The organism is Nitratireductor sp. L15S-10 (assembly GCF_045011005.1).
GTDB lineage: Bacteria > Pseudomonadota > Alphaproteobacteria > Rhizobiales > Rhizobiaceae > Nitratireductor.
Genome location: NZ_CP120674.1, coordinates 1918162 through 1944923 on the forward strand (window position 1 = coordinate 1918162; position 26762 = coordinate 1944923).

At 58.5% G+C, this 26762-nt stretch carries 25 protein-coding genes and 1 tRNA gene; 11 read left to right on the forward strand and 15 right to left on the reverse strand.

The genetic code is table 11. The features are described from left to right. Positions 1 to 26: 26 nt before the first annotated feature. Positions 27 to 869 carry a helix-turn-helix domain-containing protein gene (locus P2W41_RS09145; RefSeq protein ID WP_292895968.1) on the forward strand — a complete coding sequence of 281 codons (843 nt, stop codon included), beginning with the start codon at positions 27 to 29 and terminating at the stop codon, positions 867 to 869. 30 nt (positions 870 to 899) lie between these two features. On the opposite strand, the gene P2W41_RS09150 is transcribed toward P2W41_RS09145, so the two are convergent. Continuing rightward, a complete protein-coding gene (locus tag P2W41_RS09150; RefSeq protein WP_292895966.1) occupies positions 900 to 1352 on the reverse strand; it encodes a MarR family winged helix-turn-helix transcriptional regulator in 453 nt (150 codons plus the stop codon). Positions 1353 to 1399: 47 nt separating this feature from the next. On the opposite strand from P2W41_RS09150, the gene P2W41_RS09155 reads away from it, so the two are divergent. Together P2W41_RS09155 and P2W41_RS09160 are read left to right on the forward strand one after the other, a co-directional pair. Next, the gene (locus P2W41_RS09155) at positions 1400 to 2353 is read left to right on the forward strand and encodes an alpha/beta fold hydrolase (protein ID WP_404932983.1); all 954 of its coding nucleotides are present in this window, start codon (positions 1400 to 1402) and stop codon (positions 2351 to 2353) included. 125 nt (positions 2354 to 2478) lie between these two features. Further along, positions 2479 to 4359, forward strand: a complete 1881-nt coding sequence (locus P2W41_RS09160; RefSeq protein ID WP_404932984.1) for a murein L,D-transpeptidase — start codon at positions 2479 to 2481, stop codon at positions 4357 to 4359. 53 nt (positions 4360 to 4412) lie between these two features. On the opposite strand, the gene P2W41_RS09165 is transcribed toward P2W41_RS09160, so the two are convergent. The 11 genes from P2W41_RS09165 to P2W41_RS09215 form a co-directional block, all read right to left on the reverse strand. Beyond that, positions 4413 to 5867 (reverse strand): TrkH family potassium uptake protein, encoded by a 1455-nt coding sequence (locus P2W41_RS09165; protein WP_292900182.1) that lies wholly within the window; start codon positions 5865 to 5867, stop codon positions 4413 to 4415. 129 nt (positions 5868 to 5996) lie between these two features. Further along, on the reverse strand, positions 5997 to 6797 hold the full coding sequence (locus tag P2W41_RS09170; protein WP_292895960.1) for a methyltransferase, TIGR04325 family: 801 nt from the start codon (positions 6795 to 6797) through the stop codon (positions 5997 to 5999). 159 nt (positions 6798 to 6956) lie between these two features. After that, positions 6957 to 7451, reverse strand: coding sequence for a hypothetical protein (locus P2W41_RS09175; protein WP_404932985.1), 495 nt, complete (start codon positions 7449 to 7451; stop codon positions 6957 to 6959). Between the two features lie 91 nt (positions 7452 to 7542). Next, the gene (locus P2W41_RS09180; RefSeq protein WP_404932986.1) at positions 7543 to 8886 is read right to left on the reverse strand and encodes an HlyD family type I secretion periplasmic adaptor subunit; all 1344 of its coding nucleotides are present in this window, start codon (positions 8884 to 8886) and stop codon (positions 7543 to 7545) included. A gap of 13 nt (positions 8887 to 8899) precedes the next feature. Continuing rightward, positions 8900 to 11026 (reverse strand): type I secretion system permease/ATPase, encoded by a 2127-nt coding sequence (locus P2W41_RS09185; protein ID WP_404932987.1) that lies wholly within the window; start codon positions 11024 to 11026, stop codon positions 8900 to 8902. Between the two features lie 22 nt (positions 11027 to 11048). Then, positions 11049 to 13016 carry a type I secretion protein gene (locus P2W41_RS09190; RefSeq protein ID WP_404932988.1) on the reverse strand — a complete coding sequence of 656 codons (1968 nt, stop codon included), beginning with the start codon at positions 13014 to 13016 and terminating at the stop codon, positions 11049 to 11051. A gap of 165 nt (positions 13017 to 13181) precedes the next feature. Next, a complete protein-coding gene (locus P2W41_RS09195; protein WP_404932989.1) occupies positions 13182 to 14978 on the reverse strand; it encodes a hypothetical protein in 1797 nt (598 codons plus the stop codon). A gap of 498 nt (positions 14979 to 15476) precedes the next feature. Next, complete coding sequence (locus P2W41_RS09200) at positions 15477 to 15962, reverse strand: hypothetical protein (RefSeq protein WP_292895948.1); 486 nt, start codon at positions 15960 to 15962, stop codon at positions 15477 to 15479. Positions 15963 to 16125: 163 nt separating this feature from the next. Beyond that, positions 16126 to 16329 (reverse strand): hypothetical protein, encoded by a 204-nt coding sequence (locus P2W41_RS09205; RefSeq protein WP_292895946.1) that lies wholly within the window; start codon positions 16327 to 16329, stop codon positions 16126 to 16128. A 184-nt stretch (positions 16330 to 16513) separates the two neighbouring features. Further along, positions 16514 to 16588 (reverse strand) — tRNA-Val (locus P2W41_RS09210). Between the two features lie 78 nt (positions 16589 to 16666). Continuing rightward, entirely contained in the window at positions 16667 to 17350 is a 684-nt protein-coding gene (locus P2W41_RS09215) for an HAD family hydrolase (RefSeq protein ID WP_404932990.1), read from the reverse strand. A gap of 145 nt (positions 17351 to 17495) precedes the next feature. Between P2W41_RS09215 and rpiA the strand changes: the two genes are divergently transcribed. From rpiA to P2W41_RS09255, 8 genes are all read left to right on the forward strand, one after another. Further along, positions 17496 to 18197, forward strand: a complete 702-nt coding sequence (gene rpiA, locus P2W41_RS09220; RefSeq protein WP_292895942.1) for a ribose-5-phosphate isomerase RpiA — start codon at positions 17496 to 17498, stop codon at positions 18195 to 18197. A 22-nt stretch (positions 18198 to 18219) separates the two neighbouring features. After that, a complete protein-coding gene (locus P2W41_RS09225; RefSeq protein WP_292895940.1) occupies positions 18220 to 18765 on the forward strand; it encodes a DUF2059 domain-containing protein in 546 nt (181 codons plus the stop codon). 164 nt (positions 18766 to 18929) lie between these two features. Further along, positions 18930 to 20315, forward strand: coding sequence for a glutathione-disulfide reductase (gor, locus tag P2W41_RS09230; protein WP_292895938.1), 1386 nt, complete (start codon positions 18930 to 18932; stop codon positions 20313 to 20315). Position 20316: 1 nt separating this feature from the next. Then, positions 20317 to 20919, forward strand: a complete 603-nt coding sequence (locus tag P2W41_RS09235) for a gamma-glutamylcyclotransferase family protein (RefSeq protein ID WP_404932991.1) — start codon at positions 20317 to 20319, stop codon at positions 20917 to 20919. A gap of 132 nt (positions 20920 to 21051) precedes the next feature. Continuing rightward, positions 21052 to 22428, forward strand: a complete 1377-nt coding sequence (locus tag P2W41_RS09240; protein WP_292895934.1) for a class II 3-deoxy-7-phosphoheptulonate synthase — start codon at positions 21052 to 21054, stop codon at positions 22426 to 22428. 100 nt (positions 22429 to 22528) lie between these two features. Beyond that, positions 22529 to 22960 carry a GFA family protein gene (locus tag P2W41_RS09245; protein ID WP_292895932.1) on the forward strand — a complete coding sequence of 144 codons (432 nt, stop codon included), beginning with the start codon at positions 22529 to 22531 and terminating at the stop codon, positions 22958 to 22960. Next, positions 22957 to 23550, forward strand: coding sequence for a hemerythrin domain-containing protein (locus P2W41_RS09250; protein WP_404932992.1), 594 nt, complete (start codon positions 22957 to 22959; stop codon positions 23548 to 23550). The genes P2W41_RS09245 and P2W41_RS09250 overlap by 4 nt, the downstream gene beginning before the upstream one ends. Before the next feature lie 86 nt (positions 23551 to 23636). Further along, entirely contained in the window at positions 23637 to 25322 is a 1686-nt protein-coding gene (locus P2W41_RS09255) for an NAD+ synthase (protein ID WP_292895928.1), read from the forward strand. Between the two features lie 21 nt (positions 25323 to 25343). Here P2W41_RS09255 and P2W41_RS09260 read toward each other — a convergent pair whose 3' ends face one another. The 3 genes from P2W41_RS09260 to P2W41_RS09270 are packed head-to-tail and all read right to left on the reverse strand — an operon-like array spanning position 25344 to position 26688. Beyond that, positions 25344 to 25982, reverse strand: coding sequence for an ATP-dependent Clp protease proteolytic subunit (locus tag P2W41_RS09260; RefSeq protein ID WP_292895926.1), 639 nt, complete (start codon positions 25980 to 25982; stop codon positions 25344 to 25346). A 38-nt stretch (positions 25983 to 26020) separates the two neighbouring features. Continuing rightward, a complete protein-coding gene (locus tag P2W41_RS09265) occupies positions 26021 to 26377 on the reverse strand; it encodes an SRPBCC domain-containing protein (RefSeq protein WP_292895925.1) in 357 nt (118 codons plus the stop codon). After that, entirely contained in the window at positions 26374 to 26688 is a 315-nt protein-coding gene (locus P2W41_RS09270; protein WP_404932993.1) for an ArsR/SmtB family transcription factor, read from the reverse strand. Before P2W41_RS09270 ends, P2W41_RS09265 begins: the two co-directional genes overlap by 4 nt. Between the last annotated feature and the right edge of the window lie 74 nt (positions 26689 to 26762).

The window sequence follows — 26762 nt, forward strand, 5'->3', positions numbered from 1 at the left end:
GTCTAGTTTTTTCGCAAGTGGGCCAAATGAATTCTCCTCCCAGTCCCAATAAGGTTGTTTTCAACAGGGACCGGCCGGTCGACGATGAAAAGCGTCGCTCATGGCTCGAGGAAGTTGAGGGCGATCTTGTCATCGGTGAAATCGCGCAGGCGGCACATGCCGAGGTGCCGGTCCACCGACACAGGCGGGGGCAGCTCCTTCATGCCAGCCGCGGGGTGGCGCTGGTCAAAACAGGGTTCGGCCACTGGATTGTACCGACCGGACAGGCGATCTGGATACCCTCGGGGCTGGAGCATGCGGTGGAGATGATGACCGATGTGCGTATGCAATCGGTTTATGTTCTGCCTGAAGCGATCCCTGATTTGCCATCGCGGCCCCGGGTTGTCCGTATCACCCCGCTTATGCGCAGCCTTCTGGAAGAAGTGGCGTCGCTGCCACATGTGGCTCAGCCGACCGGCCGGAACGGTTTGCTCTACGAGCTCATCATGCATGAAATTCCGCGTTTGCCCGAACTGCCGCTGGGATTGCCATTTCCGTCTGACCCGCGGCTTGCGCGTATGTGTCGTGCCTTTCTTGAAACACCGGAAAGTCGCGTCACCATTGATCAATGGGCGTATTCGGCGGGCATGAGCCGCCGCACGTTTACTCGACGTTTCAAGCAGGAGGTGGGGCTCAGCCTCTCGCTTTGGCGCCAGCAGGCCAGCCTGTTTGCTGCGTTGCCGAGGCTGGCAAGCGGAGAAGCCGTGACCACTGTGGCTTTGGACCTGGGCTATGAGAGCGTCGCTGCCTTCACGACGATGTTTAAGCGAATGCTGGGTGCATCGCCGCGCAACTATCTGAAAACACCGGACGCTGAAAGCGACACGTAAGAAAGGCAGCGTCGGTCGAAAACCGGCTCTTCAATCTTCGGCGAGCGCCTCACTGATGCGGCGCATTTGCTCCCCCATCGCTTCACATTGTGCAGGCGTCGATTGTGCCATCACGCGATCAATGAGCTTGGTGTAAACCGCAAGCGCTTCCATCAAGCGCTCCTCGCCATCCGGCGTCAGGTAGAGGCGTAACACACGCCGGTCATTGGCGTCGTTTTCGCGACGTACCAATCCCTGTGTTTCAAGTTGGGGCAACAGCATGGTGATGTTTGAGCGTCCGACCAGAAGACGCCGGGCGAGATCATGCTGAGATTGGCCGGGATGACGATAGAGGTTCATCAGCATGTCGAGTTGCGCAATCTTCAGGCCGAGGGGCTCGAGCGACTTGCTGAGCGCTCGCACAATGGCTTTCTCAGCACGTGCAACGGCGATCCATGTGCGAAAGCGCGGATTGTCCCAGGGGAGTTCTTGTATTTTGTTCATGATTGAACTAACTTTGTTCATGCTTGAACATTATCTGGGTTTCCACCATGACTCGTTTCAGCCTGCTCATCCTGAAACACCTTTTTGGCACATTCGAATATGTCGCGCCAAGTCTCGGCGGTCGTGTGGCGTTCTGGTTGTTTTGCAGAACGCCCGACCCGAGGCGACTGACAGAGAAGGAAAGGCGTATACTCGCCCAGTCCAGGGAGTTCATGCAACAGGCACGCAGACACTCGCTGACGACGTCGCATGGCGAGATCGTCGCTTATGAATTCACGAATTGGGGCGCTCGGCGCGATGGTCCGGCAGTACTGGTTCTTCACGGGTGGCGCTCACGTTCGGAACATATGCGGGTGATAGTGGAAGCATTGCTTCAGCGAGGTTTTCGAGTCGTTTCAGTCGACTTGCCTGGCCATGGAGCGTCAGGTGGGAGAAACCTGAATATACCCAAGGCAGTTGCTGCGGTAAGTTCTGCCGCTCAATGGCTGGGGCCGTTCGATGCCATGGTGGGGCATTCCTTTGGTGGAGCGGTTGCGCTCAATGCGATTGCGGGTTCCGTCGCGGGGATCGCGCCCGTGCGTGTACGACGTCTGGTGACCATTGCGTCACCCAATGCGCTTCCAGAGCTCTTCTCACAGTTCGGTGCTTTTCTCGGTCTTGGTCAACGGACACAAAAGGCACTTGAAGGTTGTGTCGAGGACATCGCCGGAACGCCTTTGCAGGCGTTCGTCGCTGCTGATCAATTGCGGCAGATCCAGATTCCCACACTTGTCATACACGCTCCGGAAGACAAGGAGGTGCCGGCATCGGATGCGAGTGCAATGGGCGGGGCGGGGGAGCATGTCACCGTGGTATGGGCGCCCGGCCTTGGACATCGCCGCATTCTTGCCGACGGAGCCATTGCTGCACGTGCCGCGGCCTTCGTGGCAACGCGCAGGTCCAGATGGTTGAAGCCATCTGCCACTGTAGCATTAGAAGATTGTTTACCAGTCTCCGATTGAGCGTGAATTTCATAACAATTTTATCGATCAGCCCGCGACCTTGTGGCGGAGACCTGTTATTTTGGTTGTGAAACTGACTATTCTGGTTGTGGCAACGAGTTCGAATCTCGGCGGGGTGATCGATTATGTTGAAGTCCATGCGCAAAAGCGGGCTGACCTGTATGGCGGCTATGCTGTTCGCTGGAGGTGTGGGGCAGGCCCATGCGCAGTCGGATAATCTTTTTGACATGCTCTTCGGAGGGAGCAATCGAAAACCTGCCCGAGTCCGAAGCGAGCCCCCGAGGCCAGTCAAGCCCGCTCCGGTAAAGCGGAAGCCTGCCAAAGCGCCGAGGATTGCCGGTCCCTCATACTATAGCTACAAGGCGGAACCGCTCGCTCATGTCGAGTTTTCCGAGATTTCGCTCTCGCCGGCTGAAGGGGCATTCGCGCCGACCTTTGAGGGCGTATCCTTCCGGGAAGCCCTACCCATGCTGGAAGGGGTCGAGTTATACGCGGAAAAGGACATTGCCCAGGCAATCGTAGCGTTTTACTCGAAGAATCCCGACTTCATTTGGGTTTCCGGTTACCAGGTCAACGAACGGGCAAAACGCGTTCTGCGGGTGCTCTCGGAAGCCTCCAGCCACGGGCTGTCCGATGTCGATTATACGGTCGGGGTCCCTTCGAGCGACTTTTCCTACGACGACATCGCAAGCCGCCAGAAAGAGCTGATCCGCTTCGAGATGACGCTAACCGCACGTGCTCTGCGGTACGCGCGTGATGCGCATGCTGGCCGTGTCAATCCCAACAAGCTCTCCGGTTATCATGACTTTCCCGAGAAACCGATGGATCTGGTTCAGAGCATTGGCTTCATGGCGAACATGACGGAGGCGGATCTCTATCTTGAGGGTTTGCACCCGCGCAATGACGTTTATCGCCAGCTTCGTGCCGAGCTGGAGGTTTTGCGCGGCGCTGCCGAGCGGGAGATCATCGTTGACCCGAAGGCGTTTGTCCGACCCGGTGGAAGATCTACTGAATTCGCCAAGCTACTCAAAATCATCGAACGTGATGCCAGCGATGCCTTTCTGGAGGCTCATGGCGCTGTTTTGAAGGAGCATCAAGGCAGTGAAGCGTACGATGATGCCCTTGTTCCGGTGATCAAGGCCGCGCAGGAAATTCACGGTCTCAAACCGGATGGCATCATTGGGCCACGGACGGTCGCGGCGATCGCGGGCGTTTCAAAAACCGCGCGGATCGAGAAGGTGCTTTATGCGCTCGAACGGTTGCGCTGGCACCCCTCGGAACTGGGTGATACGCGCGTTGTCATCAATGCCGCCGCCTTCAACGTCGATTTCTTCGAGAATGGAGAACCGCGGCTTTCCATGCGCACGGTGGTTGGACGCAATGCCAATCAGACGAGCTTCTTCTACGACAAGCTGGAAACCGTGGAGTTCAACCCATACTGGGGCGTTCCGCGGTCCATCATCGTCAACGAGATGCTTCCGAAGCTCTGGCGCGACCCGAGCTATCTCGACCGGAATGGCTATGAGGTGATCAACAGTCAGGGACGCAAGGTCTCGTCTTCCGCCGTAAACTGGGGACGCTATGGAGCGAATGTTCCCTACAGCGTTCGCCAGAAGCCCGGACGCAGCAATGCGCTGGGCGAACTTAAGATACTCTTTCCCAATCGCCATGCGATCTACATGCACGACACACCGGCCAAGAGCCTGTTTCAGAGAGACACGCGCGCGTTCAGCCACGGCTGTGTTAGGCTTGCGGACCCGCGCGCCATGGCGGCAGCGGTCCTCGGCATCTCTGTTGACGAGGTCTCGCGCGCTATCGAGACCGGCGACCGCAGCCGTCCCACCCGGCGCAAGGTCGAGCGCGACATACCGGTCTATATCGGCTATTTCACTGCCTGGCCGCAGACGGATGGGGTGATTGCCTATCATGGTGATATATACGAGCGCGATGCGCACTTGAAAGCTGCGCTGGAGAAGACCACGGATCTGCGTTCTTCCAGCATCTGATTGCGCCCCGCCCCGGCGGGAGATACCGCCCGGCGGACCGAACATGCCACCGGTCAGTCGCGCCAAAATGTCGGAACCAGGAGAACCACAACTGCGAGGATTTCCAGCCGGCCGAGCAGCATTGTCCCGGAAAGGACCCATTTTGCGAAATCGCTGAGCGGTACGAAATTACCGGCGGGGCCGATCGTCGTCCCCAGTCCGGGACCAACATTGGTCAACGCGGTGAGCGAACCGGTTATCGAGGTCAGGAAGTCAAGACCTGTTGCAGCCAGCAAAAGCGTTGCCACCACCCACGATATCAGAAAGCCGGTCACGAACAGAACCACGGAGCGCTGCATCTCTTCGTCGACGACGCGTTTGCCATACCGCAGGGCCTGGACGGAATGGGGATGAATGAGCAAACGCAGGCCGTTGCGCAGCATCGCTCCCAGAATGAGGAAGCGGTATGCCTTGACGCCGCCGGAGGTTGAACCGGAACAACCTCCCAAAAAGGTCGCAAAAAAGGCCAATGTCACTGCGAACGGCCCCCAAAGCGTATAATCTTCGCTGGCAAAGCCGGTCGTGGTGATGATCGAAGCGAAATTGAAAGCGGTGGACGCAAGAATGTCGTCGAATGGATCACCGCTGGCAAGGCGACGCTGTACGGCCAGAACAAGAACGATCACCGCCACATAACTCAGGAAAAGCCTGATCTGCGGGTCACGCAGGGCGTCAAGGCGCCCACGCGCGAAGAACAACACCAGGATTGAGAAGGGCAGGGCGGCGAGCAGCATGAAGACTGTTCCCACCCACAACACGGCATTGCCTTCAAAATAGCCAAAGGATGCGTCATGCGTGGAAAAACCACCTGTCGCGATGGTGGTCATGGCGTGGTTGACCGCATCAAAATTGCTCATGCCGGCGGCCGCATATGCAAGGGCGCAAAGCGCTGTCAAAAGACAGTAGATGCCGACAAGCGCGATGAGAAAGCTGATGAAGCGTTCAAAGGGACGGTTCTCGATGTCCGATGATTCGACCCGAAAGTAGGAAAAGCCACCCACCTTGAGCAGCGGCAGCAGGAAAAGGCCGAGCGCGACCACGCCAATACCGCCAATCCATTGCAGGATCGAGCGCCACAGCAGCAGCCCGGGAGGCAGGGTGTCCAGTCCGGCGATGACGGTCGATCCTGTGGTGGTGATGGCAGACACCGATTCGAAAACGGCCTCGGCAAGGTCGAGTTTCAGCGACGCCGTGTAGAATGGCAGGGCACCAACCAGGCCAAGCATTAGCCATAGCAGCACCACGACCAGAAACGTCGACTGCGTGGAGCCACGAGTGAGCGGCGCACGCGTAGCTGCAGCAATTGTGAGGGCGATGGCGCCCGTCGCCAACGAGCAGACAACGAAAATCTGCCAATCATCATTTCCGTAATAGAGATCAACTGCAGCTGGGAGAAGCATCGAAGCAGCGACATAAACAGCGAAAATGGCCGCTGGATAGGTGGCCGTCCGGATCGTGGATGGTTGCACTTTCTCTACCTCGAAATGAACCGGCTCCGTGGTAGAGGAGAATGCGCTCCAAGGAAAGAGACACAGGAGAAGTGCAGACATGCGCAATCGGCATGACTGTGGGTACTGGTACCCGGTGCGTGATGCCGGTCAGTCCCTTACGCAATAGAAACCGGCACTTTCGCTCGCACCGTATTCGGGGTGCGTGTCGATGACGTGAGACAGTGAAGGAATATTCCAGCGGTCAACGACCCGATAGCCCATCCCTTCGATCGCTTCCAGAAACGAGGCCTCGCTACGGATGTGGTAGGGGACCAGTGCCGGCCCGATCCTTTCCAGCGTGACGATGGTTTTTCCCTTCCGCAGTGCCACCTTGTTCAGGAGCAGATGTTTTGGGAGCGCCACCAGACGTCCCAGAAGAACGGCCAACGGAAGATCGAGATATTGCAACAAGCCTGATCCGAGAAACAGGTCGTAGGGGCCGCGATCGTCCAGGCTGCCCGTAAAGCGCAAACTCCAGATATCATCGTCGCGCGCGCGTTCTTCTCCAGCTTTGACAATGGCAGGCAAGTCGTAAACGGTCCATTCAAGGCAGTCGATTTCAGGCAGAATGCTTCTGAACGCGCGGAATTTCGTGCCCATATGGCCACCTGCATCAAGCAGTGAACGGATGTCTTGCCGTAGTTGACTGAGCCAGAACAGAACCGGGTAGTCCCACGGCATCAATCGGCACATCTGCTCGAAAGCCACGCCAGCGACTGCGTCATGATCGTACCCGGCAAGACCGCGCCGGCTGGCGGCGCTCAAGGCATCGTCATAGTTGGCGTAGACGCCGGAAAAGCGCACCGAACGATGCGCGACCATCCGTATGCGGCCCGCCGCCGCCCGAAACGGCAGGAGCGCTGTTCCATGCGCTTGTTTGAGGCCCTGTTTGAGATGGTTCAGCGACATTTTCGGAGATTTTGGCCCGTTTCGTCCGTTTTCTTAAAAAAAAGCGGATGTTCTGACGAAACCGTAACCTCAGCGGCCTGCATCTACCAATTCATCAATCCGGCTGAGAGGAGAGCCAATCGGGTTAGAGAGCAGGGAGGACGCACAATGCCGAAGGCTTCAGACCGGAAAACCATGCTTCTTCGCCAGCGCCCAGATCTCACGGTTCGTGGCGATCAGACGATTGATGGAAGTGGTGATGTTGGCGATTTCGGCATCATCGATTGCGTCGACCTTTCCATACTTCAGACGGTCGCCGGAATCCGAAATCCGCATGAGTAGTGTCGAGACATTCTCTCCGGCGTCATCGAAGGAATAAATGCAGTGATTGTACTTGTTCCGAAGCCTGGCCTCACTCATCATGCTGCGTGTGACGCTTAGAACGTCCTGACGTATCTGCGGATCAGTTCGACCGAGCTTGGCGAGGCGTTCAACCAGATCGACACGGGCTCTGGAGGTGTTGAGGGTCAGGAAAATCACCGTGGCGGTTTCCATGTCCACCCGGGCGAGCCCCGCGATAAGATGGATCAGAAGACTTTCCGTGTTGGTCCATGTGTAGTTCAGCTGTCCCAGCAGGGTCAGTAAGTCGCGGAAACGCGGGTTGCCTTCCTTCATCGCAAGACTTCTCGCACTCAGCTCGGATGGCTCAATGAAGCCATGCTAGCACTGCTGATTTCCAGCGTCCACGCTGCCACTGAAAAGCCGTTCAGTCCTCACGGAAGGCGCGGTTCATGCTGTCCATGATTGGTTTCGAGAGATATTCGAAGAAGGTGCGTTCCGTTGTCTGGATCAGAACTTCCGCTGGCATGCCCGGTGTCGGCAGAAAACCCCGGACACGTGCGAGTTCGCTTGGCGGCAGGCGCACGCGCGCAAGATAGATCTCGCTCTTGTCGGCAGCGGACTGATCACGCAGAGCGTCGGCGGAAACATAGAAGACTTCGCCCATCAGGACAGGTGTGGTGCGCTGATTGAGTGCGGTCAGTCGGACCGTGGCCTCCTGGCCTACTCGCACGCTGTCGATCTTGGTGCGCGGTATCTGGGTCTCGATGATCAGGGGAACATCGGAAGGCAGGATTTCAGCGATACTCTTGCCGCTTTCGATGACGCCACCCGGGGTGTGATAATACAGTCTTATGACGGTACCGGTAACGGGCGCATTGATAGTGGCGCGGCGCAAGACGTTTTCGGCTGCACGTGATTGTTCGCGCACCGCATCAAGCTCTGCTTCGATTGCCTGCAGCTCATCGAGGGCGGCCTGTCGATAGGCTGCAAGGGTTTGAGCTGCCTGCTGACGGTACCGGGCGATCTGCGCCTGCGTTTCATCCACCTCGGCGGCAAGGCGTCCGATCTGTCCCTCCGCTTCGGCCATGGCCCGTTTGATCGCCGAAATCTCCGGTTTGCGCATCAGCCCCTGCTCATAGAGCTTTTGCTTGCCGTTGAACTCGTCGGAAAGAAACGCAAGTTGGCGGGTGAGTGCCTGATGCTGAGCCTCGTAGCCGCGGCCGCGAATTTCAAGTGCGGCGATGTTGTTGTTAAGCAGCTCAATTTCACTGTTCAATTTACGTTTTGAGGACGCGAAGTTGAGTTTTTGGCTATCGAGGATTTCAGCGACTTCCGGATCGATCATTCGCTCCGTCAGCTCGTCAGGAAAGTCGATATTATCCCTTTCCTGATACTCTGCGCTCAATCGGGCGACGATGGCCAGCAGGCGGGCGCGCCGGAGAAAAAGCTGCCGCTCATTGGCAAGAGCTGACGTCTCATCAAGCTGCAACAAGGGTTGACCGGCGATGATATGGTCACCTTCCGAAACAAGAATTTCCTTGATGACGCCGCCTTCGAGATGCTGGACGATCTTGTTCTGACCAGTGGCGACGAAACTGCCCTGCGAGATGACGGCCGCGGCCAAAGGGGCAAAGCTCGCCCAGACACCGAAACCGCCGAAACAAAGAACCAGTAGAACGACCCCGGCTATGGATTGCTTGCGTATCGAACGCGGAACTTCCGCGTACCATGTCATGTCCTGGAGTTTTGCGATATCTGAGGAACTCATCGGAAGCCTGCCTTCAGGGAAGCTGAGTGGCCAGAGGGCCATTTTGCAATTGCCCGGCCTGATGGGCTGCAAGGGCGCGCAGCACGTCCTCGCGGCGGCCGAACATGGAAATCGTTCCGTTCGTCATCAGCAGGATCTTGTCGACATGCTGGAGCAGGGACGGGCGCTGGGTGATCACGACCGCAGTGATCCGGTTCTGCTTGGCATGCTTCAACGCCCGCGCAAGGGCGGCATCGCCGGCGCTGTCCAGGTTCGAATTGGGTTCGTCGAGGACAATCATGCGCGGATTGCCGAAGAAGGCACGGGCGAGGGCGATGCGCTGCTTTTGTCCACCTGACAGGGGGGAGCCGTCGGCCGCCACGATTGTTTCGTAACCTTGCGGGAATGTTGCGATCATCTCATGCACATCGGCGAGAATTGCCGCCTGATAGATTTCCTGATCCTCCACATCGTCGCGCATGCGCGCAATGTTGGCTTTGATCGAACCGGGGAAGAGCTGAACGTCCTGCGGGAGATAACCGATATTGTCGCCGAATTGCCGCTGATCCCAGTTGCGCAGGTCCATGAGGTCCAGCCGGACGCTGCCCGAGGTGGGCAATATCGACCCCACGAGCATTTTGCCGAGCGTCGTCTTTCCTGCGCCGGAATTGCCGATCACGGCGAGGGAGTCCCCTGGTCGCAGAGAGAAATTGATGCCGTTGAGAACGACCCGTTTCGTGCCCTGCGGCACATACAGCACCCGTTCCACATCCAGCCTGCCTTCGGGCTTCGGGAGAACCAGCCGTTCGAGATTCAGGGGAGAGGAGCGGAGCAGCGTGCTGATCCGCCGGTAGGCTCCCCGGGAAAGAATGAACTGGTTCCAGCCTTCGATTGAACCTTCTATCGGCGCCAGTGCTCGGCCTGCGATGATGGAGGCAGCGATCACCATGCCACCGGTTATGTGTCCCTGGATGGCGAGATATGCCCCCCAGCCAAGCAGGGCCACCTGCGTCAGAAGGCGGATGGCGCGCGAGGTGGCTGCTGAAACGATGTTGCGGTCCTGTGCCTTGACCTGAGCCTTCAGCGAACCGGCCGTGTCCTGCCCCCAGATCTTCACCGCTTCCGGGATCATCGCCAGAGCGTTGATGATCTGCGAATTCCGCGCCATGGAGTCGAGATGCAGATTGGCTTTGCTTTGATAGACATTCGCTTCGCCAAACGGGGCGGCTGTGGCGCGCTGGTTGATGAAGGCGACCAGGGTAAGGAGGAGTGCCGACAGGACCACTATGCTTCCCAGATGAGGATGGACCAGGAATACGGCCAGCACGAAGATCGGGGCGAAAGGGATGTCGAGGAAGGCGAGCAGCGTGCCTGACACCAGAAATGAGCGCAGTTGCTGCAGGTCGCCGAGGGTCTGGTACTCGCGTCCAGTTCCGTGCAGCGAAGCGCGCGCCGCCGCACTCAAGATCGGCGCCCCCAATTGAGCCGCGACCTCGACCGCAGTGCGCATCAGGATAAATCTTCTTATAGCGTCGAAAACGGCCTGGAGCAGCACCGCGCCCACGATGACAATCGTCAGCATAATGAGCGTATCGGTTGAGCGACTTGTCAGAACGCGGTCGGAAATCTGAAAGAGATAGATCGGGATGGCGAGGACGAGGATGTTGCTCGCATTGGTGAAGAGGAGCACCATGAGCATGTTTTTGCGAACCGCTGACAGACCCGCGGTGAGGCTCTTTGAAAAGTCTACTGGACCAAGCCGGCGGTGAAACGAGCCTTTGGCGCCGCTGCTGTTCGCCATTTCCGCAGTTTTGCCGCTTGATCGAGCTTCATGGACTTCGCTTTGCCCGGGGGCACTTTGGGGTTGCTGAACCGGTGCCTCGACGGGAATGTCGTCGGGACACGCTGACCTGGCAACCGGTTTGTCCTCGGGCGTCCCAGACGCGTTGTCATCTCCGGGGATGAAATCGTCAGTGGATTTTTCCTTCCCCACTTCGGGGCTTTGCTTTGCAGCCCGCGCATCCACTTCCCTGAAAATGCGTGAAATCTCTTCATCGGCAGCGCGCAGAATACGCTGCTTGCGCGCTTGGTCTTCCATGCCTGGCGCGCAGGACGATGCATCATTCACATGGGCCGGTCGCTTTGTAGGTTTGTCCAGCATGTTGTTCCCCCCCGGCTCTCTGCTATCCAAGCATTGTCTGCATCACGTCCGCTGTGCCACCGTCAGGGTTGGAGGCATTGGACGGATTTTGGTTAGCGTCTCCTTCGCCTGGCGCTACGAGATCATCGCTCAGAAACACCACGGCCTCGCTGATCAATGCGTCAGCACTCTGCGTATAGAGGTTGGTATCGCTGGAGATCAGTTCAGCCTGAATGAGCAACTCGTCCGAATAGACAGAGCCCGCAGTGTAAGTCGTCGAGTTAACGCCCCCATCGATAATGGTCGCCTGGTTGACGAGTGCGTTGGAGCCGGTAGAAATCTCCCATGATGCATCGGCGTGCGCCGAGCTCTGGCTTTTTGCAAGCGCGACCTGGTCTGCATCACCCAGCACATTGGTCTGGCTGACATATTGTAGATCGACCACGTCGCCGGAAATGTAGAGAACCCGAATGGCCGGCACTCCGGCAAAATCCACTGACGAAAGAAGCGATTGCGGGGCAGGGTCTGCCCCACCGGCCAACTGGTTCAATGCTTCCATGTAGGACGGGGGCATCGCATCGAACGACATTGTGCCATACTGGGTGATGGAAGCCTCGTTCCAGAGGAGATTTCCGCTAGTCGACAACGAGGCAGAACCAGCGGTCTGAAAGTCGCCGACCGTTCCCACGATATCGTCGTCCAGAAGGATGTTTGTCTGGCTTATGATGTTCGCGTGGTAGACATTGCCGCCGACGATGATGAGGTCATAATAATTGCCCAGTTCGGCAAGCGACGATGCGTTGATGACGGTGTTGTTGCCGAGAATGATCTCCGTTCCGCCACCGGAAACCGACATTATGGTTATGTCGTTGTCTTCCACGAAGCTAACCTGCTTGATCCAGTTGGTCAGCATCAGGTCGCCGTCGATTCTTGAAACCTGCCAGTGAGTCGGGAACACAGGGGCACCTTCTGCATTCTGGAGACCGGCCGGAGGCGGGTTGTCGATCGTCTGGATGGTGGCCGTGTTGAGAGCTTTGGTTGGCGTTTCGATCAGCGATTTCCAGCCGTTGAGCGCCGCGCTCGTCGTGTCGTTATCGCTCCATACGTTCAACTGGCTGATCGCGTTGAAATGGACATAGTCGCCGGCTACCGCGAGTACGGGAGCTCCGTACCAGTCGTTCACGAGGGTCGCTTCATTGACCAGGAGGTTCGCTCCCGCCTCTACATGCATTGTCGATTGCGTTGAGAAATCGGTCTCGACCGCGTCCGCGTCTTCATTTCCCGTGATTTTCTTTGGGAGATGCGCTTCCAAGTCAGGTAGTTCCTCGACTTCCTCACCGTTCAGAAAGCTGCCTTCGAGAGATTCGCCCCGCAGAACAATCACACCGTCACCTTCGCCAAGTGTGCTGATGAACGCATCGGCGAGGTCGGGAGCATGCATGATGAAGTCGCCGATCTCCGCCGCGGAGCCGGGCTCCTCAAGATCGGAAAACGGCTGTAGAGGCGAGGCTGCCTCGATGAGGTTTGCGAGTGCCGCGTCAGCGTCAGCGACCGGGGTGAGGCGTAGTCCGTGATTTCCTATGCTCAGATAATCATTGTCCTCCAGATACGCCTGCTGCTTGAGATAAAACGCGAGGGAGCCGGGCGGCTGGTATTCGGCAAAGAACTCCGTGTCGCCTGCCGAGGAGGGTGTGCCGCCAACTGTCGGAACAGGACCAGCGCTTTGGCCGCCGAGCTGGAAGGGGATTGGATTGTAACGCACATGGACAATGACATGAGCGTCAAATCCATCGGTTGGCGGTGGAGTGTATTCGATCTGTGGGGAGAAGCCTTCAAGGGCGTAAGGGCTGACAATGTTAATCTTCACATTGAGAAGTTCGTTTGGCTCAAGAGTGGTGTCGGGCAACGCCTTGAAGTCTTCATAGTCCAGTCGCAGCCTGGCTTCCTCAACGGCCTGGGAGAACAGTCCTATGAAGTGGGCGATAGCTTCCGTGGTTTGATCCATATGCATAAAGCATCACCTTGCTTCGACCTGGCTGGATCGACATTCTGCCGACCATCATTGCCTGTGCACCGCTTGAAAGGTGCGGAGGTTTGCGGGTGTCAGACGAAGGGTGAATGGCGCAAACCTCCGATTCCGGCGCCCAGGGGGGTGGGCGCCGGAAGTCGCTTGTCGTCAGGCGTCGTCTTCACCGACGACGGTGCTGTTGAGATCGCCGCCTACCACTGTGGTATCCACGGTGTTGCCGAGCACGTTCGCGCCCATGACGATCTGCTGATTGAAGGCACTGGTGTCGACAAGTGCATCCGCACTTGCTTCTGAGATGCCATTCACATAGCCGTCATCGCCATTGTTGGAACCCCACATGCCACCGGCGCCGCCTGCGCCGCCTGCACCTGTGGTCGCGATGCCGCCCATGCCGCCGGCGCCGCCGTTGCCACCTGAGACCGGTCCGGCCCATGCGTCACCAGCGTCACCGCCGATAGCAGAAGCCCAACCGCCTGCGCCGTTGCCACCATTTCCACCGTCGCCACCGCGTGCAGCGCCCAGGCCGAAGCCTTCTCCTTCGCCAAGGCCGAAGCCGAGGCCTGCGCCGCCATCGGCTGCGCCGCCCAGGCCACCTATACCGCCCATGCCGCCTACACCGCCGTCGCCGCCGGTGCCTGTTCCGCCGTTGCCGCCGGAGCCTTCACCGCCTGCAGCACCGGTACCGGTTCCGCCGGCCCCGCCAGCGCCAGCTGCGCCGCCTGCACCACCTGCGGCTGCGGCCGCATCGGCGGCAGCGGCTGCGTCTGCTGCGCCGCCAAGTCCGAGACCGCCGGAAGCTGCGGCTGCATCGGCTGCAGCTGCGGCGTCTGCTGCGGCGTTTCCGCCGCTGCCGGCTTCACCGCCCGAGCCGCCTTCGCCGCCGGAGCCTTCACCGCCGGCGCCACCCGTTCCGGTACCACCTGCGCCACCTGTGCCATAACCGCCCAGGCCGCCTGCGCCACCAGTTCCGCCTGCGCCGCCGGCACCACCTGTGCCACCATCGCCGCCAAGACCGACGCCGACGCCCAGACCACCAAGGCCGAGACCCGTGCCGGTCGCCGTTCCGCCTGCCCCGCCTGCAGCGCCGTTACCGTTGCCGCCATAGGCTTTGGCGTCGTCAGCCATGCCGCCGCGGGCATAGCCACCGTCGGCATAACCGTGCGCACCATTGCCGCCATCCGCGTCGGCATCGCCGCCACCTTCGCCACCGTCGCCGCCGGCTACGATGCCATCATCGGCTGTCGCATTGCCGCCCGTCGCATGGCCGTTCTGATTGAACGCGGCCTCATTTGAGACGTTCGGGTTCTCAAGAGTGTCGTTGTCGACCAGATCGTTCACCTGACCGATCACGAAGGCGTTGTCGTTTCCACCGCCATTGAGCGAGTTGTTGAGAATGTCGTCGAACGACATGTCGTCGCCCGGGTCGTATGAAATCTCGCCATCGCGGTTGATGAACAGCTGGTCGACCGTTCCACCTCCGTAGATGTCCACATCAGCGAAGTCGTTGTCGGTAGGCACAAAGCCGTCCAGACCGACGTTCACGGATGTGTTGACCGAGGTGGCGACGTTGGTGGCCACGTCGGTATTGTTGGTCGCATTGTTCTCGGCGTTGTTCTGCGCCGCATTGCGGGCATTGTTGCTGGCAGCATTGTCAGCTGCATTGGTGGCCGCATTTTCAGCAGTGTTGCCAGCCTGATTGGTTGCTGCATTCTGCGCCGCATTGGATGCGACGTTCGTACCGGCATTGTTGCTGGTGTTATCGGCATCGTTGGTAGCGCCGTTGTCCGCATTGTTGCCCGCGGTGTTTTCCGCTGCGTTGATTGCGGTCTGTTCCTGGCCCTGATGCTGCCATTCACCTTGATGCTGATGTTGATGCTGGTCCTGGTCCTGATTGTTGCCAGGCCAGCCAGGGAAGAAAACGCCAAAACCGTTTTGCTTGGGCATGATCGTGTCCTCATCCTCAAAATGAGAACCGTGTGGACACGATCACTGTTCATCTCTCAGGTGATATTGTGTCTACACGGTCCTGCTGTTTCGCGACCCAAGGGCCGCCTTTGGAAGTGCAGAGCCACGTTCGGACATCGAATGAAGATGCACTCCTCCCTCTGCCGGATGAGACCCGTGAACCAGGTGTGAATCCCCACCGCCCACATCATCGTTGCGACCCATGAACAGTTTTCACGTCAGGGACGGGCTTATCCGACGGGAGGAATTGTCGTGCCGGGGCAGCGAACAAAAAACCTGCAAATTCGGTCGATTGGGGCGCACCGAGGCCTGACCATAGGTCCACCCACCACATCAAAATGGGTAGAGACGGGGTAGCCAGGTTTGGGTGAGTCGGGGAACGCATGGCCGGAATATGCCGCTTTCCACAGCTTTGTACCTATAAGGCTACTGTACGGGATCGCAGCGATTCGACGGGCCGTCAGTATGGGAGACCTGTCAGAATCGGAAAGTCCAGTAGAGACAGGCGAGAGTAGCCACGCCGAAGCCGATAAAGGCCAGTGTCCGCAGGAGCACATTGCGCCTTAGAGTGTCGAGCGAAAGATGAGCCGCTACGATTCCCGCGGCGAAAAGGAACTGCCAATCGAGAAGCGCTCGTAGTGCTTCCGTATTGCCGAAAGCCAGTCGCGCTCCCTGGACACCGACTATCGTCGCCAAAAGAACAACAGCCGCCAGATAGACCGGGGTCGTGCCGCTTGCATGGACCACCGCTGCTGCCCGGATGGGCAGTATCGTGACCAGCATGGCTGCGAGGGCGTAGAGAGCGGCCAGTGGCACGAAGCTTGTTGCGCTGGCCAATCCGTCAAGCCTTTCATTGCCGAGGCTGCCAAAGCCGTATCCCTTGATCTGAAGCGCAAACCCAAGGGCTGCCAGCGATCCCGTTAAAACGGCAACGAGAAGAAAGGCGGACGCTGTGCGGTTCATGCGGGATCACTCCGGTATTCAGTCACTCCCTCCGCTTAGGCTGATCCGCGGGTCTTGAAAAGTCTGGAATCGCAACTTCAGCGCAAGGTCTCGGCATCGTCGGCGCGCCACCATCGCTATAGCGGGTGCGTTCTACCCGCGGCAAAGAGCCGTATGCACCCGCTCAGGAGTTGGCGACTTTCTTGCGTTCCTCGCGCGCGAGGCGGCGCTTCTCTACCTCATTGAGAACATAGCAGGCGTCTTCTGCCTCAGATTTGCTGATACCGGCCACGACCGTCATGCCGATCATTGCCGGTTCGTTTCGCAGATTGTCCCAGACAGTCCAGAGCTCTGAGGGGTCCAGGATTATCTCGTAGCGGGATGTCATCTCCCGTCTCCTGCATCGGGTTGATCTCCATGCCTTGCCTGTTAGGAGATCAATGATTCTGATGAAGGAGAAGTAAGTAAAAACAATAAGATAAGAATAAAATTCTAATGATCCGGCCGGGCCTGATGCCGCGGAAAGCGTGGCCGTCAGGTCTGTCAGAAAAGCTGAATAAGGTAAGATGCGATGGTGGGCGCGGCAGGGATTGAACCTGCGACCCCACCCGTGTGAAGGGTGTGCTCTCCCGCTGAGCTACGCGCCCGCTGACGAAGTATCGTCAAGCGAGCCGCGATATAAGGGGCGGGGCGGGGGGGTGTCAAGCGGGCTTTCGGCCCTGCAGTCAGGATGCTGTCGCAGCAATCAGATTTTCCACCATTTCGACCGTCAGCTCGTCGAAACGGGAGATCACGCGCGAGGGCTCGAATGTGCTTACGTGCTGATCGGTATAGCCGAAATCGACCGCAATGACGGGGATGCCGGCGGCCTTCGCGGTGTCGATATCCGTACGCGAATCGCCAATCATCACTGCCCGTTGCGGATCTGCGCCTGCCATGGCAATGGTCCTCAGGAGATGGCCTGGATCGGGTTTGCGCATGGGGAAGGTGTCGCCGCCACATATTGCCCGGAAATGCCCGACAAGACCGAGCGCTTCAAGAAGCGAAAGGGACATGCCTTCCAGCTTGTTGGTACACACAGCCGCGGTGTACCCGGCCGCCCGAAAGCGTTCGATGGTCTCGATTGCTCCTGGAAAGGGGCGGGAATGTCCGGGAACGTTGGCTGTATAGTGATCGAGGAAGATCGCCTGAAGTGTGTCCAACTGGTCCCTGGCGAGATGCCTTTTGCGAAGGGCGAAAGCCCGCTCGATCATCACGCGGCTGCCAAAACCGACGATACGGTTGATGTCTTCCTGTTTCACCGGCTCCATGTCGACAGTCTCGAGGCAGTGATTGAGGCTGTCGAGCAGGTCTGGAGCCGTGTCGACCAGTGTTCCATCGAGATCGAAGACAATGATTGGCGCTGACATGATGTCCCCTTCGTTGAGTTTCACTGGGATACCGCGCAAGGCTGGGTGAAGCAAGTTGGGTACTGTCCGGGCGCAGGTGCGTAGGCCTGCATTGCGGGGAGCGATAAAACGGGTTAGGAACCGCTGAGATACGACCGGGGGCGAAATGTCGGCGGATATGCGGGAATTGAAGATCGAGGCTGCTCGGGCTGCACTTGATCAGGTTGAAGATGGTATGCGACTCGGAATTGGGACAGGGTCCACCGCCGAGGAGTTCGTCCGCCTGTTGGCCGAACGTGTTGCTGGTGGCCTGTCCGTGATCGGTGTTCCCACTTCCGAACGCACGGCGGCGTTGTGCAGCGAACTTGGTGTGCCGCTTACCACGCTCGAGGAAACACCAGAACTGGATCTGACTGTCGACGGTGCCGACGAAATCGGGCCGCAACTCGGGCTGATCAAGGGAGGCGGAGGTGCGTTGCTGCGCGAAAAGATCGTGGCAGCGGCTTCCGAACGGATGATCGTCATTGCCGACAAGTCGAAAATCGTTGAAACGCTCGGTCGTTTCCCGTTGCCGATCGAGGTCAATGCGTTCGGCCTTGGCGCCACGGTGCGGGCAATCGGCAAAGTTGCACGCCAGCTCGGACTCGACGGGAGCCTGGAGGTTCGGGAAAGGAACGGAGCACCGTTCGTTACGGATGGTGGCCATCTGATCGTCGATGCATCTTTTGGCCGCATTCCCGATCCAAGAGCATTGGCAAGCGCTTTGAACGCCATACCGGGTGTTGTAGAACACGGCCTGTTCCTGGACCTTGCGGACACCGCCTTCGTGGCTGGTGATGGCGAGGTGCGAACCCTCGGGGCCGCATGAACAAGAATGGAGTGAGAAACATATGAATCTGGCAACCCGCATCCGCCTTGTTGCAGCTTCCGCAGCCGTGGCGATGACGTTCGCTTTCACCCCTGCCGGAGCGCAGGAGATTTCCGCTTCGCATCTTGCCGCGGCGCGCTCCGCGATCGATGCGATCAATGCGACAGATGATTTCGATGGCGTTCTGCCACAGGCGGCGGCGGCCTTGAAGTCCGAGCTCATTCGCAAGAATCCGGACATGGTTGCACTGATAAATGCCACGGTTGACGAAAAGGCCATTGAGCTGGCGAGCCGCCGGGTCGATCTGGAGCGCGAAGCAGCACAGGCTTATGCCCGCGTCTTCTCGGAGCAGGAGCTCACCGAGATTGCGCAGTTCTATACCTCTCCCACAGGCATGAAGTTGATCGAGGATGGACCGATCGTCACTCGCGAGGTTCTGAAGGCTGGTGAAATCTGGCGTCGCGGTATCGCGCGTGATCTCGCTCAGATGGTCGGGCAGCAGATCCAGGCTGCAACTGAAGCGACTGGAAATGGTGAGGCGTCCGAGGAGGGCACGAAAGCTCAGTAAGCTTTCGATCACGAAACAGTTAGAGCCCGGTCTTCGCACCGGGCTTTTATTCTTCTGCCGGCGTTTCTAAGTGAATGCGGCGATGCAGCATTCCTGTTGCTGCGGAGCTCGAAAAGCGCATGGGCGTGGCGAGCTCCTGATGTTCAAGGGGCGAGGATCAGACAATGAGCGATTTCGATTACGATCTGTTTGTGATTGGCGGTGGATCCGGGGGGGTGCGCGCTGCGCGCCTTGCAGCGGGGCTTGGTAAACGCGTTGCGATTGCCGAAGAGTACCGCTTCGGCGGCACATGCGTCATTCGCGGCTGCGTACCCAAAAAGCTCTATGTCTATGCCTCGCAGTTTCCTGAGCATTTCGAAGATGCCGCCGGGTATGGCTGGTCGGTCTCCAAACCCACGTTTGACTGGAAAACGCTCGTCGCCAACAAGGACCGTGAGATCGCCCGGCTTGAAGGGCTCTATCGCAAAGGGCTCGAGAATGCCGGCGCCGAGATCTTCGAGGCGCGCGCCACGCTGGTGGATCGGCACACGCTGGATGTCGGTGGAAAACGCGTGACCGCGGACAAGATCATCATCGCCGTCGGAGGTCGCCCCAATCCTCACCTGGCGCTTCCAGGCCATGAGCACTGCATTTTTTCCAACGAAGCATTCGATCTGGAAAAACTGCCTGGCTCCATCATCATCGAAGGTGGCGGCTATATTGCCGTGGAGTTCGCCAACATTTTCCATGGTCTCGGCGTCAAGACGACCCTGGTTTACCGGGGCAAGGAAATTCTCTCGCGTTTCGACCTGGATCTGCGTCGTGAGCTTCATGCTACGATGGAAGCCAAAGGCATCAACATCCTGTGTCAGGACGTCCTGACGAAAGTCGAAAAGCGCGGGGAGGGAGACCTTCTCGTTCAACTGAAATCCGGTGCCACCCTTGAGGCTGGTCAGGTGATGCTTGCCATCGGTCGCATCCCCAACACAGAAGGGCTCGGGTTGGAGGCCGCCGGCGTGACGACCGGTAAGCTTGGTGAAATCCCGGTCGATGGTTTTTCCCGCACCAATGTCGACAATATCTGGGCTTTGGGTGATGTGACCAACCGGGTGCAACTGACGCCTGTCGCAATCCATGAGGCAATGTGCTTCATCGAGACCGAATACAAGGGCAATCCGACCGAGGTCGACCATGACACGATTGCCACGGCGGTGTTCTCCCAGCCGGAAATCGGCACGGTCGGGCTTTCCGAGGACGAGGCTGCACAGCGCTTTGAGACGCTGGAGATCTACCGCGCGAGCTTCCGTCCCATGCGTCATACGCTTTCGGGCCGTCAGGAGAAGATGCTGATGAAGCTCGTCGTCGACGGCGAAAGCCGACGGGTTCTTGGTGCGCATGTTATGGGGCCGGATGCCGGCGAGATGGCACAAGTGCTGGGGATTGCGCTCAAGGCAAGGCTCAGCAAGGACGACTTTGATCGCACCATGGCAGTGCACCCGTCTGCGGCAGAAGAGCTGGTGACGATGTACCAGCCGACTTATCGCGTCGAGAAGGGCCATCGGGTCGACTGACATGGGAAAGAGCGTGGGCGCTGTTGGTCTGGTCGGGTATTTCGGCTACGGGTCGCTCGTCAACCGCGATACCCATCGCACCGGGATACTCGATGCCCAGCCCGCGAGGCTCAAGGGCTGGCGTCGGCAGTGGGTGCGGCGTGATGCCGGGAGCAGTCGAGCGCTTTTGAGTGTCAGGCGTGATAGCTGTTCTACAATTGATGGCTTGCTTGTCATTGATCGTGCGGAAAATCTGGCAGCAGTTGATCTGCGAGAAGAGCGTTACCGGCGTGTGCGGCTCGACGCAGCCGAGCTGGAGCTATCCGCAGATTTGCCGTCTGATTGCCCCCTTTACGTCTACGAGGCGTCCGCTGCGCTGGGTAACGTTCGCCTGGAGATCATACAATCTTATCTGGATGCGGTGCTTCAGGGCTTCCTGCGGGAACACGGCCGTGCCGGGGTCGAGCGATTTGTCCGCGACACTGATGGGTTCGATGCTGCAGTGATCGCGGATCGCAAGACGCCGACTTATCCGCGTGCGGTGACGCTTGAGGCCGAGGAAGAGGCGTTCTTCGATGCACTTTTAATGCAGAAAATTCCTGATTTTGCATCTTTCGTGCGTTAGTGTTTCCTCTGTGCCACAATTGCGGGCTAGTATCGGGCGCTTCCTTTGGTTAAGAAGCGGCCTTCCAGTATCCGTCTTTGAGATTTCAGCGGATAGAGGGCATGATCCTGTAGCAACTGTCGAGTAAGCAAGATGACGAAGTGGTCGCCGAATTCGTGGAGAAACAAGCCAATCCAGCAGGTTCCGGCCTATCCGGACGCTGACGCCCTGGCCGAGGTCGAGGCACGCATGGCCACGTATCCGCCACTCGTTTTTGCTGGTGAGGCCCGCAAGCTTAAGAAGCATTTAGCTGCGGTGGCCGAAGGCAACGGTTTTCTGCTTCAGGGGGGCGATTGCGCCGAGAGCTTTGCCGAGCACGGCGCGGACAATATCCGAGACTTCTTCCGTGCGTTTCTGCAGATGGCCGTGGTCTTGACCTATGCCGGATCACAGCCTGTCGTGAAGGTCGGGCGCATTGCCGGCCAGTTTGCCAAGCCGCGTTCCTCCGATACCGAAACCAAGGGCGATGTGGTTCTCCCGAGCTACCGGGGCGACATCATCAACGGCATCGAGTTCAACGAAGCCTCGCGCATCCCCGATCCTTCGCGCCAGGAGATGGTCTATCGCCAGTCGGCCGCGACGCTCAATCTGCTTCGTGCCTTCGCACAAGGCGGTTTTGCCAACCTCGAAAACGTTCACAAGTGGATGCTGGGCTTCCTGTCCGACAGTCCGCAGGCGGAGCGGTATCAGGAATTGGCCAATCGTATCTCTGAAACGGTCGACTTCATGCGCGCTATCGGTATTACCGGTGAAAGCACGCATGCTCTGCGCGAGACGGACTTCTACACCAGCCATGAGGGTCTGCTTCTTGGCTATGAGGAAGCGCTCACGCGTGTCGATTCCACCTCCGGCGACTGGTATGCCACCTCTGGTCACATGATCTGGATCGGCGACCGCACGCGCCAGCCCGATCACGCGCATGTGGAGTACTGCCGTGGCATCAGGAACCCGCTGGGCCTGAAGTGCGGTCCTTCGCTTACGCCGGACGGCCTGCTGGAGCTGATCGACATCCTTAACCCGGAGAACGAACCGGGCCGCCTGACCCTGATTGCCCGCTTCGGTGCGGACAAGGTGGGCGAGTATCTGCCCAAGCTCATTCGAGCGGTGGAAAAGGAAGGCCGCAAGGTCGTCTGGTCCTGCGATCCCATGCATGGCAACACTGTCACCGCCGCAGGTTACAAGACACGGCCCTTCGATCGGATACTCAAGGAGGTTCAGACATTCTTCGAGGTGCACCGCGCCGAGGGATCGCATCCGGGTGGGCTGCATGTGGAGATGACCGGCAAGAACGTCACGGAGTGCACGGGCGGTGCGCGCGCCATTCGCGATGAGGAATTGCAGGATCGATACCACACGCATTGTGATCCGCGTCTCAATGCCGATCAGGCGCTGGAACTGTCCTTCCTGGTGGCGGAGCTTTTGAAGAAAGACCGCGAGTCATTGCCGGCCGGCAAGGTTGCCAACGGGTGAAACGGATTGAGCCATTGCTTCAGCGATAATTGATGTCGCGTGCGGCGTGCCGCTGGTAAACATGGTCCCTGATACGACTTGATCGTGATGGGAGAGAGCCATGACAAAAGAATGTAGCGGATCGTGCCTGTGCGGTGCGGTCCGTTTTCGTACCAGGGGCGCATTGCGCGGGGTGGTTTATTGTCATTGCTCGCAATGCCGCAAGCAGACGGGGCTTTACTACGCAGCGACGGATGTCGACGTCTCCAACGTCGTCATCGAGGGCGAGGATCATCTCACCTGGTACGCGGCTTCCGATTTTGCGCGACGTGGATTTTGCAGGACATGCGGTTCGGCCCTGTTCTGGAAACGGCTTGAGGCCGAGAAGATCTCCATTCTGGCTGGTGCATTCGACCCGCCTTCCGGACTGACTGCTGAAAGCCATATATTCGTGGCCGACAGAGGCGATTTTTACGATATCTCGGATGGGTTGCCGCAATATCTGCGCGGTAGCCCCAGCGTGATCGTCGCGGACGAGTGTGAGGAGAAGTGACTGAAGTTCCGGAGCCTTTGAAGCTTGAAACGCGCGTCGGCCTCCCCGCGGACCTGCGTTATCTCGTGGAAAAGTACCCTCGTGAGGACTGGCAGACACACCCCAATCTTGGCGAGATGGCGCGGTTCTGGCTGCAGCGCCATGACATGTTTCGTGAGCTTGGCGGAATGTTGAAGGCCGGTGTCGCAGACTATCGGGAGGATAAGTTCGCTCCGCATGATTTTGCGCGCTGGTTTGCTCCGAGGCTGCGGTTTTTTCTTCAACAGCTTCAGGGGCACCATCATATCGAGGATACGCACTACTTCCCGGTTTTCGCGAAAGCCGAGCCGCGCATGAAGCGCGGCTTTGATTTGCTCGATAGCGATCACCATGTGATCCACGATGCGTTGGAGCGCAATGCACAGGCCGGCACGTCCTTCCTGCAGGCGCTTCAGGCAAACAACGGTCGCGAACGCTTTTCCGCAGACGCCTATGCGAGCGAAAACGAGGCGCTGCTCGCCATGCTCCTGCGTCATCTGGGCGATGAGGAAGACCTGATCATTCCGCTCATTCTCGATCGCAGCGAAGAGGGGCTGGGTGTGGGTATCTGACCAGAGCTGCAGTGTTGCCAGCAGGGGGGGCAACGGCTACACGCTTAAGGCACTTCGCGTCCTCAGACACATCGAACAGGAACGTCATGGCCCCCAAGTCTGCCCCTTCCGACATTCTGCGCATTGCCACCGCTCAGCTCAATCCGATTGTGGGCGATGTGGCTGGCAACCTGTCAAAGGCACGAGAGGCAAGGGCGGATGCAGCCCGTCATGGTGCCGACCTCCTTCTCTTCACCGAGCTTTTCATTGCCGGTTATCCGCCGGAAGATCTGGTGCTGAAGCCAGCCTTTGTCGACGCGTGCGAAAGGGCGGTTCGCGAGCTTGCTGAAGAGACAAGGGATGGTGGTCCGGGCGTTATCATAGGGGTGCCGCTGAAACGCGACAGCGGGCTGCACAATGCGGTGATGGTGCTGGATGGCGGCGAGGTGGTCGCCGAGCGCTTCAAGCTCGACCTGCCCAATTACGGCGAATTCGATGAAAAGCGTGTCTTTCAGCCAGGCCCGCATATGCCGGGACCGGTGAATTTTCGCGGTGTCCGCATTGGAATTCCAGTTTGCGAGGACATCTGGGGCGACCTCGATGTTTGTGAGACGCTGGCTGAATCGGGCGCAGAGTTACTCCTTGTGCCGAACGGCTCGCCCTATTACCGCGGCAAGGTTGAAGTGCGCCATCAGGTGGTCATTCGTCAGGTCATCGAAAGTGGGTTGCCCATACTCTATGCCAATCAGCTTGGCGGACAGGACGAACTGGTCTTCGACGGGGCGTCCTTTGCCATTCAGGCTGACAAGTCTCTCGCGTTTCAGATGAGCCAGTTCGAGGAAGCGGTTTCCATCTCGACCTGGAAACGCGAGGGAGAGGGGTGGCGCTGCGATGACGGTCCCATGTCGAAAATCCCCGAGAAGGAAGAAGCCGACTATCGAGCCTGCATGCTGGGCCTGCGCGATTATGTAAACAAGAATGGCTTCAAGAATGTCGTTCTGGGTCTTTCGGGGGGCATCGATTCTGCCATTTGTGCCGCGCTGGCGGTCGATGCACTGGGCGAGGAGCGGGTCCGCTGCATCATGATGCCGTACCGCTATACTTCCAAGGATTCGCTCAAGGATGCGGAAGACTGTGCCCGTGCGCTCGGCTGCCGCTACGACATCGTTCCCATCTTTGAACCGGTGGATGGGTTCTCCAACGCGCTTGGCCAACTCTTCGAGGGAACCAAAGAAGGTGTGACGGAGGAAAACCTGCAAAGCCGCACCCGCGGCACCATCCTGATGGCCGTCTCGAACAAGTTCGGCTCCATGGTCGTGACCACGGGAAATAAATCGGAGATGTCCGTCGGCTACGCCACGCTCTATGGCGACATGAATGGCGGCTTCAACCCCATCAAGGATGTGTACAAGATGCAGGTCTATGCCCTGTCGGCCTGGCGCAACACGACCGTTCCGCCCGGCGCGCTCGGGCCTTCGGGTGAGGTCATTCCGCAAAACATCATCGACAAGGCACCGTCTGCCGAGCTTCGTCCGGATCAGACGGACCAGGATTCCCTGCCCCCCTATCCGGTGCTCGACGACATTCTGGAATGTCTCGTTGAAGGAGAAATGAGTGTCGACGCGATCGTGGCGCGCGGGCACGACCGCGAAACGGTGCACCGGATCGAACATCTTCTCTATATTGCCGAATACAAGCGCCGGCAGGCTGCACCCGGTGTGAAGATTACCCGGAAGAATTTTGGCCGTGACCGCCGTTATCCGATCACAAACCGATTCAGGGATCGCTCCTAAGTGTATGCTTTCCTTGCTTCCTTACTTCTCTTGAGAAGGCACCGTATTCGATTGCGCTTCCAGCTCCTTCCGGGTTGAATAGACCCGGTCAACGAGGCCCCAGTCACAGGCTTCCTGTGCAGTCATGAAGAAATCTCGGTCGAGCGTGCGCTCCACGTCCTCTTCAGTGCGCCCGCAATGGTCCGCATAGAGCCGGATCAGCCTGCGCTTCAGCTTCAAAATATCTTCTGCGTGGCGCTGCACGTCGGATGCCTGGCCACGAAACCCGCCGGAAGGCTGGTGGAGAACGATGCTGGCATTGGCAAGGGCCGCACGTCGACCAGGCGCGCCCGCCATCAGGAGGAATGATCCCATGGAACCTGCCGTGCCCATGCAAACAGTTGCCACGGGACTGTTGATGAAGTTCATCGTGTCATAGATGGCAAAGCCGCTCGATACGACGCCGCCCGGCGAGTTGATGTAGAAGGAAATTTCCCGTTCCGGGTTTTCCGATTCCAGAAACAGGAGCTGCGCGCAGACGAGCGCGGCCGAATCGTCATTCACCTCGCCATTCAGAAAGATGATCCGCTCCCGCAGGAGCCGGGAGTAGATGTCGAAAGAGCGTTCGCCTCTCGGTGATTGCTCCACGACCATGGGGACGAGCGCCATCGTGTCGCGCATGCGCGATCTCCTTGTTGTCGATGTCGTTAGGATGGACCTCAGGCGGCGAGCGCCGTGGGGCTTCCATTGCTGTTTGCCGCCATGCGGGGCAGGGCGCGCGGGCTATGGGTCAGTCGAAACCAGGTCTTTCCGTTTTCTGCCGGTCGGATTTCGAAGGTCACCAGGGTGTGCGGCATATTCGTCTCGGTGTCGCGCCAGGCATAGCGAACCCTGGAAAAAGGTATCGTGTCGAGAATTTCATAGTCCCGCGTGCCTGTTGCTTCATCCGGCTTCCCAAGCCAGATTTCTACCAGCTCGGGAATGGTAATCGCGCGCCAGACCTTCTCGGGAGATGATTCCAAAAAATACTCCAGAACGATGTTTTCATTTGCATTATCGTCTTTGGCGTCGCTCATTGATCCATCTCCCTGAGCAGCGTTTTGAGTTTGTCGACCCGCGCCGGCCAGAAGGCGCGATAGCGTGTCAGCCAATCAAGCACCGGCTCCATCCCTCCAGTCTTGATGCGATAGCGTATCTGCCGGCCCAGTTTTTGTTCTTCGATCAACCCAGCGCCGCGTAAAACGGCGAGATGCTGCGACACTGCGGGTTGCGACATCGCCAGGCCTTCGCGCAATTCGGTCGCGTTACGCTCGCCGCCGCACAGTCGCTCCATAATTTGCCGCCGCGTGGGATCCGCCAAAGCTTTAAATATCTCTGCTTCCGTCATGGGTATAAACATAAGTTGATTCTTATGTTTTGTGCAAGAGGGCTTGTGTTGACTGGCCCATTGCGCATTCGCAT